The 16,474-nt window shown below is 59.7% G+C and carries 6 protein-coding genes; 5 read left to right on the forward strand and 1 reads right to left on the reverse strand.

Translation table 11 applies throughout. The annotated features are described in order from the left end of the window. The first annotated feature begins 1 nt into the window (after window position 1). The 5 genes from JZM60_RS08515 (at window position 2) to JZM60_RS08535 (ending at window position 14,914) form a co-directional block, all read left to right on the forward strand. Complete coding sequence (locus tag JZM60_RS08515) at window positions 2–1,330, forward strand: cytochrome c biogenesis ResB family protein (RefSeq protein WP_207161819.1); 1,329 nt, start codon at window positions 2–4, stop codon at window positions 1,328–1,330. Next, window positions 1,323–2,153, forward strand: a complete 831-nt coding sequence (locus JZM60_RS08520; protein ID WP_207161820.1) for a cytochrome c biogenesis protein — start codon at window positions 1,323–1,325, stop codon at window positions 2,151–2,153. Before JZM60_RS08515 ends, JZM60_RS08520 begins: the two co-directional genes overlap by 8 nt. 359 nt (window positions 2,154–2,512) lie before the next feature. After that, complete coding sequence (locus tag JZM60_RS08525) at window positions 2,513–5,125, forward strand: CxxxxCH/CxxCH domain c-type cytochrome (RefSeq protein ID WP_207161821.1); 2,613 nt, start codon at window positions 2,513–2,515, stop codon at window positions 5,123–5,125. 44 nt (window positions 5,126–5,169) lie between these two features. Then, window positions 5,170–13,650, forward strand: coding sequence for a CxxxxCH/CxxCH domain c-type cytochrome (locus JZM60_RS08530; protein ID WP_207161822.1), 8,481 nt, complete (start codon window positions 5,170–5,172; stop codon window positions 13,648–13,650). A 217-nt stretch (window positions 13,651–13,867) separates the two neighbouring features. Next, the gene (locus JZM60_RS08535; protein ID WP_207161823.1) at window positions 13,868–14,914 is read left to right on the forward strand and encodes an ankyrin repeat domain-containing protein; all 1,047 of its coding nucleotides are present in this window, start codon (window positions 13,868–13,870) and stop codon (window positions 14,912–14,914) included. Here JZM60_RS08535 and JZM60_RS08540 read toward each other — a convergent pair. Then, window positions 14,911–16,389, reverse strand: a complete 1,479-nt coding sequence (locus JZM60_RS08540; protein ID WP_207161824.1) for a tetratricopeptide repeat protein — start codon at window positions 16,387–16,389, stop codon at window positions 14,911–14,913. The two genes, JZM60_RS08535 and JZM60_RS08540, sit on opposite strands and share 4 nt — an antisense overlap. Window positions 16,390–16,474: the final 85 nt, after the last annotated feature.

Consider the following 16,474-nt stretch of genomic DNA (forward strand, 5'->3'; position numbering starts at 1 on the left):
AATGAATTCTGTAAGGCGCTTCTTTCTCTCCGGAAAAACCGTCATCTGCCTGATAGCGGCGGCCCTGTTCGCCATTACCCTGTCGGCATTCATCCCCCAGAGTTTTCTCGTATCTCCTGAAAAAATGCTCGCGTGGCGGATGGCGCATCCATTGCTCGGTTCCTTGAGCGAGTTGCTCGGTCTCCATCACATCTACACGCATCCTGTGTTTTCCGCTGTCCTGGCAGGAACGGCGGTTTCCCTTTCCCTTTCCACCCGGGACCAGTGCCTGGCCGCTTGGCGGAGGATGTGCCGGCCCGATCCGGAGATGCCGGGCGCTGAAAGTTTTGCCGTTGTGGGGAGTGTGGAACATTGCAGCCAGGTCATTTCCTCCCTCGGTTTCCTGAGGCGGAATGCCGGGGATGGCGTGGTGAGGTTCGTCCGCCATCCCTGGGGGTACTGGGGCAATGCCCTGCTCCACTTCGGAATGGTTGTGAGCATTGCCGCATCGCTCTTCATTGCGTTGACCCAGCAGCGGGGAGTCGTCCAGATTGCCGAAGGTACGCCGTGGTATCCCTCGTACCCTCTCCTGAGCGAGGAGCATGGACTCCTCGCCAAGCCGCTGGTGCTGCCGGACACGCTGAGGCTCGATCGCGTAACGTACCGCTTCCGTCCGGACAATAGCGTGCAACGCCTGGGCTCCAACCTCTCGTTTATGTCCGATGCCGGGACGGTCGAAACCGGGAGCGTGGAAATCAACAAAATCCTTATCCACCGTGGTATGCGCTTTTACCAGGGGGTAGAATTCGGTCACGCTTTTTTTGTCGAAGTGACGGGTCCCGATGGCCTCTCCCGGATGTTTCAGCTCCAGATTCAGCACCCTGAAGCGCCGGGCCGTCCGGCCTATAATGATTACAGCGGCCTGCTCGGAGAGGGGCAGCTCCTCAGGGCCAAATACCTGGTTGATGCGGCGGGGAAATCATTCTCCCGGGTAGATCCTTTGCTTACGCTGCGGCTGGAAGCGGGGGGGAGGGAGATTGGCCGGGTTCCGTTGACGGTCGGGGAAGAAGGTGTGATTGGCGCTTACAGGTTCCGTCTGCAGGCCTTTGCCCCCTGGTCGAGGCTGCTGGTTGTGAACCTTGTTGGAATGCCGGCGATATTTCTTGGTTTTTTTATTATCTGCCTGGGAGGTGTGCTACATTATTTCGCGCCGCCCCGTGAGGTGACGGTGTGCGAGGCGGCGGGCGGAGTTGTCATGGTTCGCTGGCGAGCGGTGAAGTTTGCCGGGTTTTATATGGATGAACTGGCATCGTTGAAGCAGTCTCTGGGACTTGAGGATAACCATGGATAAGCAGGTTGCGATTTGTGTGGCGCTGAACTGGCTGGCGGTGCTCTGCTACGTGGCGGCGACCATAGTGAACGTGAGCGGTGTCATATTCAGGAAGGAGGTGGTGGAGCAGCGCAGCTATCAGCCGGTATGGCTCGGGCTTCTGGTGCATTCGGCCGCTATTGCCTACTGGTGGCGAGTTGTCGGGCATGGGCCCTATATGGCCCCCAGCGAGGTGCTGTCGGCCGATGCCTGGATTACAATGGTGGTATTTCTGGTGTTTCTCCGCATCTTTCCGCGTATCCGGACAGCGAGCGTGATAGTTTTTCCGGTGGTATTCCTCATGGTTGCCCTGGCCAATTTCTACAACCCCGGCATCCGGTCGCTTCCCCCTACATTCGGCGGTATTTGGCTGGTCCTGCACATCTGCTTCTATAAAATAGCCTTTGGAACCCTGGTCATAGCCCTGGCATTCTCAATCTTTCACCTTCTCAAGAACCGCCCCATAACTGCTGCCTGGATGGAACGGTTGCCCAGCCTGGACGGCATCGATCTCTACGCCTACCGGTTTGCCGGGTTCGGTTTCATATTCTGGGCCATCGGCATGCTGGCCGGCTCCATCTGGGCCTACAAGTCGTGGGGGCGCTACTGGGGGTGGGACCCCGTCGAGACGTGGTCGCTGATTACCTGGCTGTTGATGGGGGGCTACCTCCATCTGAGACGTTTTTTCCGGATGAGCGGGAACCGTGCGGCCTGGTTCTTTGTCCTTTGTTTTGTCATGTCAGTGGTTTCGCTGTTTGTCACATCCCATATGGGAACTTCGATCCATGCCGAGTATTTTAGGTGATTTTAGAGTCAGAAGGTCGATAGCCCCTCTCCTGCGGTAAAAACCTTATTTTTTTCTAACAATTATAATCCCTTAACTCTCCTGCATCCTTCCTTGTATTGGCACTTCTTTTGCCTCATTAAAGCTGCGGCGATATTTTCACGAGGGCGTTTCCTGTGGTGCCGACCTGCGTTCTGGATGATGAAATCCAGTCAAATAACCGGGTTAGCCATAATGAGAGCACCGTTCTTGTCTGAGTCGTATGCAATTTATTGACAGCTGGATTTAGTGATTTAACGGCCTGGTGCCGTTCTCCGCCCCAGGACGGGATGTGCGGACCGATCTCGAGAAACCTTAGTTGGATAAGGCGGGGGTAGTTTATGGGTACGAGCACTGAGACAAAACGATACAGGGGCGTGTGGGCTGTGCCGGCGGTAACTGCTGTTGCCGTCCTGGTTCTTGTTCTTCTTATGCCCGCTGGTGCGGTCTTCGCCGGAACCATCAGCAGTTGCTCCGGATGCCACGGGATGCCCCCGGTGGACGCCGCTTACCGCAACATCTCCACGGGTGGCTTTGCCGGCAATCACAGCACCCACGTCGATGCGTCCGCCAGTGCCGCCGACTGTACCAGATGCCACAATAATTCCGGCTATCTCAACAGTCACAGGGATGGGAAAACGCAACTGTCACCCAATATTAATGCCTCGCCGGCTCCCGGCGGCGGTCAGTACAAGGTCTCCGGAACGGCAATTACTTTCAGGAATCAGACTTCCATTCCAATTCTTGGGTCATGCAGCAACGTCAACTGCCACTTCGAGGCGACCACCCCACAGTGGGGGAGCACGGCCTTCAGTGCGCCGACCGACTGCAATAAATGTCACGGCGCTCCGCCAAACGGTGGAGCATCGGGAGTGGCCGGTAGCCATGCCAAGCACGATCTCTATTATCCCGGTGCTGTCAACTGCCGGAAGTGCCATTCCAACAACACCACCTTTCTGCATGCTACCAGTGCGGGGCATCGCAATCTGAACATCAGCTTTGCCGCCGCCCCCAACAACGGCAACGGTGTGTATTCCGGGGCTCTCAACGACTATCTGCCGAGCCAGAACAATACCTTCGGCACCTGTACCAACCTGTACTGCCACAGTAACGGCCGCAAGAGTATGGGCAACTTCTCCACCTCCACCGTTCCCACCTGGGGAACACCGTTGCCGGCCAATTGCACTGGGTGTCATAAATCCGACAACGTTTCCGGCAGCGCCATGGCCACGGGCAGTCACGGCAGGCATGTGGACGGGGGGAGAGTTTACCCGATTGGATGCAACAAGTGCCATGCCTCTACCGCAAGCGGGTCAATGACAATTGCTGACACCTCCGTCCACGTCAACGCCAAGGTCAACATTGCCTTCAACAGTCTCAGCACCGCTTCCGGCGGTACCTATGGTGGCCAGGCTGCTCCCTACGCCAAGGAACCCGGCACAGCCTACGGGCAGTGCAGCAATGTCTACTGCCATTCCAACGGCCAGAACAATGGCGGAGTCGGTATCACGTACACCCAGCCCACGTGGGGTAATGCTGGTAGCGGCAGGTGCGGCTCCTGCCACGGCAGCACCCATCCCCCCGGAGGTGTCGAGATTGCATCCGGCAGTCACACGACACATCTTACCTCTTTGACAACGTCAGTCATTAACTCCGGCCAGAACCGCTGTATTGTCTGTCACAATGTCGGCGGCTTGGCGTTTGATGCCTCTGAAAACTGTTTGCAGTCGTGCCACAGTGCAACGTCGAAGCACGTCAACTACAAGGTGGATTTGGTGTTCCCGTCTAATTTCGGCGCTTCGGCCGTTTATAACGGCACTCCGAATCCGGGTGACGGCTACAATACCTGCTCCAATATCTCCTGCCACTACAACACCACCACGCCGGCCTGGGGAACCGCGACCCCCATCACCTGCGTCGGCTGCCACAGCCTTTCCGTGCTTCTGGCCAGCGGGGCCCATGCGAAGCATATCAGCGCCATCGCTATCCCGACCATGTACAACTACACTGCCAACCGCTCCACGGCGGCGGAATATGACTTCGGCTGTTCCAACTGTCACCCGCTCAGTTCCACTAACCACTACAATTCGGTTATCAACGTGACCCTCAAGAAGGATGAGGCCGGGGTCGGCTCCCTGCGGGCCAAAAACAGCGCTACGGCTGTTGGGCTCAACGTTGCCAATAGCGGTATCACCGGCACGACCAAAGTCAGTGTCAAGTGTTCCATGGCCTACTGCCACAGTAACGGCAACTCCGCTGACCTGGTCTACGCCACTACCCCTGACTGGTACGGCGGTACCTTCACCGGCGACCGCTGCGCCAACTGCCACGGCAACGCCCCCAACAGCACCATTGCCGGGTCCAAATCTCACTACAACACCCGCTTCCTGGGTTACAGCGGCGTGGCGGGTGGGCACCAGATCGGTATCCATGCCATGAATATCTACAGCAGCGCCCGCGACCTGGCCAAGGCGGGGACAACGGGCAAGAGCAGCCACGGCAACGCCGGCACGTCAACCACCATCAGTTGCAATATCTGCCACTACGAGACCATCACCACGGCCCGCAACGACCACAACGTCGTCTGCAAGAGCTGCCACTATGAAGGTAACAGCGTGGGGGCAGCGGCGGGGAACCCGGCGGCCATCGCCGACAAGTCGAAGCACGTGAACGGCCTGGTAAACGTGGCGTTCCAGCCGGTTCCAGTCATTTCCAAGGCTCAGATGCGGCCGGCTACCTTTGCCACCGCACTCTACAGCAGTGCCTGGAAGCGAAACGTGGGCTACAAGGTCTCCGGAGCCTACGATACGGCCAAGAACGCCCTCAATACCGCCACAATGTGGGACAGCAGCACAAAGACCTGTTCCAACGTCGCCTGCCACAACGGTCAGAGCGTGAAGTGGAACGACAACAACGGAGCGACCGAGTGCGTCAGTTGCCACTCGTCGCTGTAACGATAGAATAAACCTTCAGTCATCTTTGCCACACGAGGGATTTTATGGAAACGAAACTCGTCAAAAAAATCAGGGGAATGGGGCTGCGGACCAAAATCGGCATTATTGTCATGCTGGTCATGGGCTGTTTCCTGTACCAGGGCGTCTTCTTGCCACTGATTGGCGATACGGCTACCAGTACCTACTACTTTACCCTGGATTCCACGCGGGTTAATCTCGGCGCCGACGGGTATACCAACACCACTGCCACCCGTGGCGGCAAGATTTCTATGAAGACCGGCGTCTATACGACGTCACGGTATGTTACCGCTTCAAGCGTTACGACCGAGCAACGCTTGATGAGTGTCTACGGTCCGGTCTACTCCGCCAAGAAGACCCTCACGGCTCCGGCGGTTACCATCGGCCTTCGGGACCGCAACGGCACCACCAACAATATTTACTGGAAGGCCTACGTCTACGCCTACAACCCGACGGTGGCCCCAGGCACCATTGACAATAAGGGGGCCGCCAGCAATACCACCCTGCTCTGGGAATCCGATGAGAAAGAAGCCCACCCTTCGGTTCAGACGCCGGTGGAGCTGACCTTCACTAATCCCCAACCGAAGGACATCGACGCCAACCGCCGTGTCAAGGTGGTTATCACCTGCCGCATGGCGAGCACTGCCTCGTCGGCACGCTTCTACTGGGGGAGCAGCACCAACTACTCCTTCTTCACCGTGACCGAGGCCCCCTACGTGGCCGATTCGGTGACGGTCAACAACCTCTCCGACTACTACAACGGCCAACTCACCACCGTAACCCAGGGTGACAGCAATATTCCGATGCTTAAGATGGACCTTTACTCCAATGTGAGTGGCGGGGCCACCTGGAGCGGTGGAAAGCTGGACCGGATTGGCACCAATAATAGCATTTACCTGAATGAAGACGAGCCGGGCGATGTCACCTTTGCCATCTACAAGGATGCCGACAGCGACGGTCTGTTCGACAGTCACGACACCATGGTAGGCGGCCCCTATACCTTTACCCAACTCACCCAGCAAGGCTATGAACTGGCAACGCCCCAAACCATCGACGCAACGCCCCGGCGTTACTTCATTGTTTACAACATTGCCCGTAATGCGGCCTATAACACCACGGTGGGAGCCCGCATCGTCAACAATACGTACTTTACGATTACCGGCGCGACCGGCGTGATTAACGTGGCCGATACCTTCTCCTCAACGCCGAATATCCAGTACGGCGGCACCGCAGTCACGAAGATATACCCCGCTGACTGGGACGGCGGCACTTCACTTACCGGGATTGCCGAATCGGGCGGCCCTGCCATAACCGACACCACCTGTATTACCCGAAACACCGCCGGTTCAGGTTTTCCCCTCGTCGGGCTTTTTAACTACCCGTCCCACACCTGCACCAGCGTTGCCGGCACCGGCTATTCCACCACCACCGCCCAGGCCGATTTCATTCGGCTATATTTCCCGGGCGCGGGTTATCCCTCCGTCATGAAGGCCATCAAGGGGGGCTCCTTCGTCTACCGGATCTATACTCCTTCCGGCGGCGGAACCGTCACGCTCAGGCTCTTTTACGTGACGAGCGACGGCGTCCGGGTCAACGCGCCGATTGCTTCCACCTATACCACTACCTCGTCAGCCAGCCGGACCAATACCACCTCCCTGGCGGGGCAGAATTTCACCGATGTGCCGGCGGGCGCCCGGCTAGGCATCCAGATCGGCGTAACCGCCGGTATACGGATCGGCCTCGGCAGCGCCAACAGTGCCCAGCTAACAGTGCAGGAGACTGCGGCCGAGAACGAGAACGTGGACGTGGGCAACGGCACCACCATCGCCAACGCCAGCGTCTACGCCTCGGACATCGGCAAGGTGATCAACAGTTTCACCCTGACTGCGGCCAAGGCCAAGACGGTCACCGCAGTTACCATAAAGGGGGACGCTCCCTTCACCTCCACCAACGTGAAGGAAGTGAAGCTCTACGAGGACAACAAGCTGGCCGGTACCATCGGCGCCCTTGACGGCAACGATACCCTTCTCGGCTCTACCACCGCCATCAGCGGCAACAGCGCCACCATATCGGGGCTGAACCTGGCCATCGACACCAAGATCAAGCGGTATCTGGTGGTGGTCGATATCGGCGACACCCCCAATACAAACGTGATCCTTACGGCGCTCGTGGACGATCTCACTGTCGCCACCACCGGGGGGATCGGCATCAACAACGACAGCGCCTCGGCCACTCTGACCATTCTGCCGACCACTATCCTGAGCGATTTCATAACGGCGGAGCCCCCCGGTGTTATTATTCCGTGGAGCGCCGGTCCCACCAAGGTTGATGCCTTCGGCCTCAAGACCAACGGCGGCATTAACGACACGATCCGCAACGTCACCGTTACCCTCTCCACCACCAGCGGGCTGCCGGCAGGCAAGCGTATTTCCGCTTACGTGGGTCGGGTCGAGATCGTCACCGGTGCCGGTGTCTCCCTGGGGCACCTGACTGCACCCACCATGGACGACGATTGGCAGGTACCCGTTACCGGCCTGGCCGCCACCCAGATCCCCACCGACTACTATGTGGCCTTTACGCCCAAGGGAAATCAGGGCATCACCTTTACGGTCAAGGCCAGGGTGACGGCGGTGACCCATTCCCGGCTCACCAACAAGCTGCTGGTGAACGATGCCGGCAGCGCCACGGTCATGATGGACGAGGAGCCCCCCGGCGAATCGACCCTGACAGCTGAAACCGGCACCTACCACAACGATACCGACAAGGCTGAAGTGGACCTCAGTTGGCTCGGCAGCACCGATGCCAGCGGCCAGCCGGTCGCCTACAAGGTGGTCCGTGGGTTGGGTAACGCCCCGGCCCCCCGCACCTGCACCGTGGACAACGCAAAAACCTTCCTGGTCTACCAGGGATCAACGACCTCTTATACCGACAAGGGGCTCGACGAGGGGGTCAACTACGGTTACCGCGTCTGCACCATCGATTCGGTCAACAACATCAGCATCGGCGTCACCGACAGCGCCATTGCCAGCATCAAAAACCGTTGCACCGAGTTGCCTGAGCTGGTGGTAAACCCCACTGGTTCCTACATCAAAGCGGGTAACTCCGTGACGCTCTCAATTGGCGTCAAGAACAAGGATACCGGTGTCTGCGCTCCTACCACCTTCTCCCTCGTAACCGAGGGAACCAACGTGGACGACAGCAACTTCACCGTGGCCACTTTCGCGGAGAACAATTTTACTATACCCACCAACAACAACACGAAATACACCCATCTGACCTTTACGGCCAAGCCGGGGGCTGCCGAAGGGGCACTGAAAACCTTCCACGTAAAAGTGACCAAGAGCAGTGGCGGGGAAACCATGTGTCCCGAGCCGATCGAGGTGGTGGTCAACAAGTACGGCACCATGATGCACAGCAGTATGCAGATAGGCACCAAGAAGTACGGCAAGTGGGGTGTCAATTATACGTGCAGCACCTGTCATTCTCCTGACACCACCAATATCAAGCAGGTGAAGAAAGTTATCGCAACTCCGAACGGCAACCGGACGGTGGTGTTCAATACTATCTCCACTGCCGCCAATGCCAACGTGGCCGGGGTTTTCGGCAACGATCGGCGGAGTGGTACGGTCTCCACCAACGTCTGCGAGGTCTGCCACCACAATGCGCGCTTCCATCAGTACAGCTCCACGAAAGTTGCGTGGAAAGACCATAACAACAATGGCGACTGCCTGAAATGCCACCCCCACAGTATCGGCTTCAAGACCAAGGCGAGCGGCCAGTCCTGTGACGACTGTCACGGCAATCCTCCCACGACCGAGGAGCAACTGGTGGTGCCGCCTACGGATGTTCTCTACCCATACGCCACCAACGCCGGCTCCCACGATAAGCACAACAATCGGGGGGTGAAGTGCGAGGCGTGTCACAGCAACGCCAACCACTTGGCCACCGCCGCCCCCGACGCAAACCTGAACATGGGCTTCAGCATCAAGAACAGCAACTTCCCAGGGTTTGTGAACAATGTCGGAACAGGCACGCTTCGCGCGCTTCCCCCCGGCAATGATTACCTCTGGACCAATGCCGCCGGAACCACCATCCAGCAGGCACCCAATACCATAATGACCTGCAACGTTTACTGCCACGGCTGGGAGAATAACGGCGGCTACAACACCGAACCGGCCTGGACCGGCATTACCCAGGTGGGGTGCGGATCATGCCATGCCGCCACAGGCGAGGTGCCTCCGCCGTCGGGGAGCCATGCCAAGCACGCCGGCACCGAGCCGGGCTACGGCAACGGCATCGCCTGCACCAAGTGTCACGGCTTCCGCAACTACACCACCAGCGCGGCACACATCAACGGCAACGTGGAGTGGGATCTGGTAGCCAACAGCACCATCGCCACCTATGCCGGCGTGAACAAAGGCTCCACCGGCAACCTGGCCCCCACGGCACCCTCAGGCTACAACTCCTGCGCCAATCTTTACTGCCACAGTAACGTTCAGTCCAATAACGGCACCGGCCCCCCGACCAGCTATGCGAATCCCACCTGGGGTGGGACCACCAACTGCAACAGTTGCCATCAGGCGGAGCCGAACATGACCGGCGGCCATCCCCAGCATGTGGCGGAAGGTGTAACCGGGTTCGACTGCCGCATCTGCCATTACAACGGCGGGAGCACTAACTCCCTCAACCACGGCAACAGCAAGATCAACTTCATGTTCAGCGGCCTGGGAGAGAATACCCACTACTCTTACAGCTCCGCCAAGACCCCGGGTTCCGCCCCCTACGGCACCTGCTACAACGGCAACTGCCACGGTCGCAGAACAATTACCTGGGGCCCCAAAAACGATTCCATCGCCCTGTGCGAGAAGTGCCACACCACCAGCCCTGCGCCGTCCGGCTTCTACGGAACCGCCGGCCCCGGCAGCACCACGGGTAAGACCGACCAGTACGTGGGAGCCCACTTCCAGCACATAACCTCCATGCCCTACAAGTATTCGGCGAAGATCGACTGCTCTCAGTGCCACCTGAAACCCTCCGGCCCTTACACTGCCGGCCACATCGATACTGCCCTGCCGGCCGAGGTCACCTTCGGCTCTATCGCGGGGAGCGGCGTGCAGAACGGCTATACCAGCGCCGAGCACCAGCCGGCCTACAACTACGGGGCCAGAGAGTGCAGCAACGTCTGGTGCCACGGCGGAGGCATGGCCTCCAACACGGGGCTCGGCCTCTACGGCTCAGTTGTGGAAGATGGCGGTACCCTCGGTTCCCCGGCCTCCGCCGTCTGGAATTCTCCCTATCTCACCGGCGTCGGCACCAACGACTGCGTCAAGTGTCACGCCTTTCCGCCACCGGCTCCCATGCCAGGGTACACCCACTGGGACGATGCCAACAGCAGGCCTTACATCGCCAACCAGTGCATTCTCTGCCACAAACATCTGAATAGCGACGGATACAGCTTCAAGAATCCGACCCTGCACGTGAACGGCACAGTTGACAGCTGCAACACCTGCCACGGCCGCCCCCCCATCGACGAGAAGGGGCTGACGGTCCCGGCCCTGGGCGCCCTTGCTGCCGGCGTGGTGGGGGCTCACCAGGCCCACGCCATCAACCCGAACATCGGCAGCAACTGCAACGTCTGCCATGACCAGTACTCCATGGATATGCCCAGCTACTTCATGGAAATGGGCTTCAACGCTTATGGCGGCAAGGTCACCAGCGGCACCTTCTACGGCTATTCGACCCTGTCGGACCGGGCCGATAACTACACGCCCAAGATTGTCTATAAATCCAACAACGCCGGCACGATCGTTCGTCGTACCAAGAACGCGGAACTGGTCAACACCTGTTCGAACCTCTACTGCCACGGTGGAACCCTTATCGGCGGCAGCAACACCCAACCCAACTGGGAGGCCGGCTCGTCCCAGGCTGAGTGCGGCTCCTGCCACGGTGTGACCGGCGAAACCTACAGAAACAGCGGTTCCCACGCCGCTCACGTTGGGACTTTGTGGGGTGAGCCGCACCTCGGTTGCGCCAACTGCCACGGTGTCAAGGTGAACAATTACCACGTGGACGGCAAGGTCGAGTGGCAGTTCTACAGTACGGCCCAGCGCCTCAACCAGGCCGTTGTCGATCCGAAATATACCCCGGCCGCCGGCAACGGCACCGCCGGCGCCAGCGGCAAGACGAACGGCCTTGCACCGAGTGCGACCTTCGGTACGTGCCAGGTCTACTGCCACAGTGACGGCAGGGGCAACTATGCGAACCCGCTTCCACAATGGGGAGGTGACCCGACGCATTGCGGAAGCTGCCATAAGAACCAGACGTCACTGTTTGACGGCAGCCATGAGAAGCATTCCAAGAGCTCGGCCCTCGGTGGTTACGGCATCGACTGCTTCGTATGTCACCTGGGCTCCGGTTCCGGCTCGGCCAACCACGTGAACGGCTCCATCAATGTGGTATTCAACTCCACTGTGGTTGGGGTGGCCGCAACCTATGACAGCGGTCAAAAGAAATGTTTCAGCATCCTCTGCCATGACACCACGGCTTCTACCGGCCCCACCTGGGGCGACCCCAGCACCGGCAACTACGACACGGGAACCTACAAGCCCACCTGCATCGGCTGCCACAGTGGCGACGTGGGGGGACGCTCGGCCGTCATCCCGCAATTTGCCGGTGAGTCCCACCATATTCAGGGGCTGGCCATGAGCAACAGCTACTGCTACCCATGCCACATGGAGGCGGCCGATACCCATGGAACCGTCAACACCGCCCGCCATGACCGGACTTCCGGCAAGCCGGTTGATCTGGTGATCTGGGGCGCTGGAGCGCGTGGTACCGCCTTTACCAGCTATACTTCAAACGGCGCAGCAACGCGGAAGAGAACGGAATACCTCAAGCTCAACAACCATTGCCTCAGCTGCCACAATGCCGCCAATGCCGCCACCCAGCCCTTCGGCGACGGCAAGACGCCCAAGTCTTACGCCTGGGACGGCTACAGCATCGACCAGAGATACAGCGTTGCCACCACCACCCTTTGGGGCAAGGTCACCGGCAATAATACGGTGGTGAAGAACGATGCCACTTACAATACCAAGGCGTACTCGGCCCATGGCCGCGCCGATCTGAACATGCGGGGCTGGGGTGTGGGCAACGGCACCAACGGCGAAACGTATGCCGTCAACAGCAGCGGCACTGTCAATGTCCTCTGCTTTGACTGCCACAACTCCCACGGCACCGAGGCCACCGGCGTCATGAGCAGTTACTCCAGCGCCACAGGCCGCAATAAGGGGGGCATCCTCAAGTCCACCAACCAGGGTGTCGGCGGGTACAACGCCACCTATGCGCCGGTTGCGGGCGGTGACCCGTCCACCAAGAACGCTTACAATACCGGCGCGTCCCTCTGCTTCGACTGCCACAACAACGCCAGCGCCGGCGCCATGGTTCCGTGGGGTTATGGCCCCACGGCCAGCGGCGGCACCTTCGGTTCCTCGCAGCCGATCCACGGCTACAACGACACTCCCTACTTCGGCGACGGTACCTTCGCGGCCACCCAGACCTACACCTACAAGGCCGCCATCGGCACCAACAAGGGTGGGCACTTCGGCGTCTACACCAGTCTCACCACCACCGCCAATAAGCCGATCAACGGCCTTTGCACCCCGTGCCACGATCCCCACGGCGTAAGCCCATCCCTGGGAGCCAACCAGGCCTATGCAGTGCCGCTTCTCAAGGGGACCTGGGTCACCTCGCCCTACAAGCAGGACGCGGCGCCGCCCAGCGCCACCGAGGTCCGTGGCGGCGGCGACCGGAGAAACGCCCTCAGTGTCGGCAGCACTCCGGGCTACCGGATCGACCAGAACAGCATGGGGATTGCCTCCGGCGCGTCGCGTAGCGTCTGGAACTTCCCCAACAACGCGTCCAGCCAGACACCCAGCACCATGCAGGGTACCACTGATACCCAGTTCGCCGGCCTCTGCACCGGGTGCCACAACCCGGCAGATATCAAGAATACGGAGGCTGCCTCCAGCACCAACTGGAAGTCAATGAAGCGGATCCACAACTCGGTCAAGGGGTGGGCCACCGCCACCGGCGGCAACGCCAACAACTCGAAGCATGCCTTCACCTGCTCCAAGTGCCATGCGCCCCACAACTCGTACCTGCCGCGGCTGCTGGTGACCAACTGCCTGGATGTGAAACACCGCGGCCGGGTGGCCTCCGGCACGGGGATGCCTGAGGTTGAAGGCACGAACAACGGCTCCAAAGGTGGCGGGCTCGGCCGCTTCCCGCAGGGGGGCGGCGGTACCGGAAGCAGGCGTCTTACCTCTGCCGGCAAGTGGTTCTTCGGCCAGGGGGTTAAGGTGACCAGCAGAACCGCGGACAACGTCAGCACCGAGAGCCAGACCCTCTGCCATCAGTCCGCGACCTCCGGTGGGGCTCCCCCGTCATCCGGTACCCCGCTCCCGTCCGGCGCTGCTCAGCAGCTCTGGAACAACCGGTCGCCGTGGTAGGGACAGGCATAAACAGAAGCTGCACGACTGTGTGCGGAAAGGAGAATGGGACCAATGAAAAAGCGCAGCTACAGTAAACCGCGGGTGGTCGGTTCGGCGGTTGTTCACCCCTGCTGACCACTGAACCGGAACATTAAGGTAAAGGTGGGGTCCACATCGGGCCTCACCTTTGCTGTTTGTGCCGTTTTCCCCTTGAGAACGTATTTAGGAACTGCTCATGAAAACAATAAATATGCTGGCGATTGCCGGTGCAATCATTGTGTTTGCTTTTCCTTCACCGGCCCATTGCTACGAGGCCGCCCAGGACGCTACCACGAAGCGGATGATGGCGATGATTGTGGACCTGGGTGGGCACGACGCCGTTCGGAAAAACAGCGGCAAGCTGGTGCGCTGCGCCGACGGCGGGACCAGGAAGGTTTCCATCGTCAAGCGGGGCACGACCACCACCTACCGGGGGGACTACCGCACCTGCCGGGAGGGGGACTCTGTCCGCGACGGCATCTACGAGATCGTGTTCAATGGTGATGAGATTGCCGGCAGTACGGAGAAGCGTTCCATAAATGGTGAGCTCTTTGACGCAGCTAAGGAAGGAAATGCCGCGAAGGTGCGCAAGCTCATCAAGGCCAAGGCCGACGTGAACTATACCGAAAGCATTACCCTGGCCGATGGGGGCTCCGTGGAGAGACTATCCCCCCTCATGGCGGCCACCATGGCGGGCAGCCTTGATGCCGTGAAGGCGTTGGTTGCGGGGGGGGGCTGGGTGAATTATCTGAACAGCAAGACGGTGAATTCCCTCTGGATCGCGGCCCATAACGGCAACCTGGAGATCGTAAAGCACCTGGCGACCCATGGCGCTTACCTCAACAACAGCAACAACGAGGACGTGACTCCCCTCATGGCGGCCGCCATGAACGGCCATTTCGAAGTGGTGAAATTTCTGGTGGATAAAAAAGCACGGATCGACGAGGTTCACAAGGAGGGGGACAGTGCCCTGATGTTTGCCGTGGCCCGTGGGCATACCGACATCGCCAGATTCCTGATCGACGCCGGGGCCAATGTCAATATCCGCAACGCCTTCGGCGTCACCGCGCTGATTATCTCGGCTGCCGAGGGAAACGACGAGGTCGCCCGAAAGCTCCTGGAGAAGAATGCCGATACCACTGTCCGGACCGCGACCGGGCTGACGGCGTTGGATGTGGCCCGGGCCAGGGAGATGCACTCGGTTGCCGATCTGCTGGAGGAACAGGGGAAAGAGCAGAACTAACGAAGCGATGACCGCGGATAGGTGGTGAGCATCCGGATGACCGTGGGATTTGCCCGCAGTACGGCGGACAGGTCCCGAAGCCGTTCCCGTTCGCTGAAATCCAGGGCCGCGTAGATGGCCCGGGCTGTTTCGTCATTGATGACGTCAGCGTACCGGTTCTGCGCCAGGCCGTCGACGGCCTTGGCTAGGGAGGCCCTTGCAGCCTCGCGGTCTCCACGCAAAAGGTGCATCTCCGTTATCAAAAAGCGTGTGGGGAACAGGCCGTTGGCCGCCTCATCCTTTTCGTACCAGGTAATGGCTTCCTTGATGCGCCCCATCCGCCGCAGGCAGTGTCCGTACTGGAACAGGCCGTTGGTCATGGCGGGGTTGGCCGCGAACCCGGCCCGGTAGAACGTTTCGGCAACGGCGTAGCGTCCCCCGGTGTAGTGGTAGGTGCCGATGTAGGGGAAGAGGGTGCAGTAGCGCGGGTCCTGGGCGCATGCTTCCCTGGCGGCCCGGAAGGCGCTCTCCGGTTCGTTTCTCAGCGTATGGGCCAGGGCCTGGTAGGCCTTGACCGGCGGCAGGGGGTAGCGGGCCTGCCATGCCTCGATATACCCGAGCATGGCCGCCGTGTCGGTGCCGCGATAATCATTGTCCAGCTGCTGCAGCAGGGTAAGAAACTCCGTGGGGTTTTCATCGATGAGCCCCGGTTTTTCCAGGATAGCCCCGATGGTGTCCCCAATCCAGCGCAGGTGCGGCGGCAGGTAGTCGCCATTGACCGAGTAGCTGACCACGGCGTCCAGAATCCGGTACTTCTTGCCGTACAGGGCGGTGAACAGGTCGTGGAGCGACGGCAGATAGCTCTTTTCGTGCACGGTTGAGTAGGGCGGGAAAAAATCGGTGTCGATGCTCAGGAGCAGGGGAGAACCGATGTCGGGAAGTGAGCCCATGTCGCAGACCGTGAACGGAATGCCGTGGAAGGTCCCTCGGAACCGCCCGCCAACCAGTGAAAAGGAGCTGATTTCCCCGTCATTGAACTCATATTCCTTCAGAAACAGGCGCATCTTTGCTTCGGGATCTTCCATGGAGAGCACTTCGAACGGTATAATCCAGTAGACCTCGCGGAATATCCCCAAGCGGCCGCCTGCATAGATCCAGTTGCCGAGGTGGTAGAGACTGTCTTCTCCCATCCCTGACACCTGTCTGAAACGCTGCCAATCACGGCTGCGGTAGATGTCGGACAGGGCGTCGATTTTGTGGTTGGGCACCCAGCGGATGTCATCGTGAGTATCGAAGTTGAGCAGGACGGCATCGCGTACCCCCTTTTCCGCCCAATGGGCCAGGGCTTCGCAATGGTCTTCCGCCATGAGGGGTCTCGGGACCGGATCTTTTCCGATGACCGGTTGTGAAGAGCGGCAGCCCGGAAGTTGGGAAAGGGCGAGGAGTTGCAGGGAAAGCAGGATGAATTCGCGTCGCGATAGCTGGGGCAGGTTCATGGTGTGACACGGGCCTTAGGACGGTTGGGGGTTCCTGTGAGCGAAAAGGTAGTCAGATTAATGCTGGTTGGCAGGACTTGCCGCC

Source organism: Geobacter benzoatilyticus (assembly GCF_017338855.1).
GTDB classification, from domain to species: Bacteria; Desulfobacterota; Desulfuromonadia; order Geobacterales; family Geobacteraceae; genus Geobacter; species Geobacter benzoatilyticus.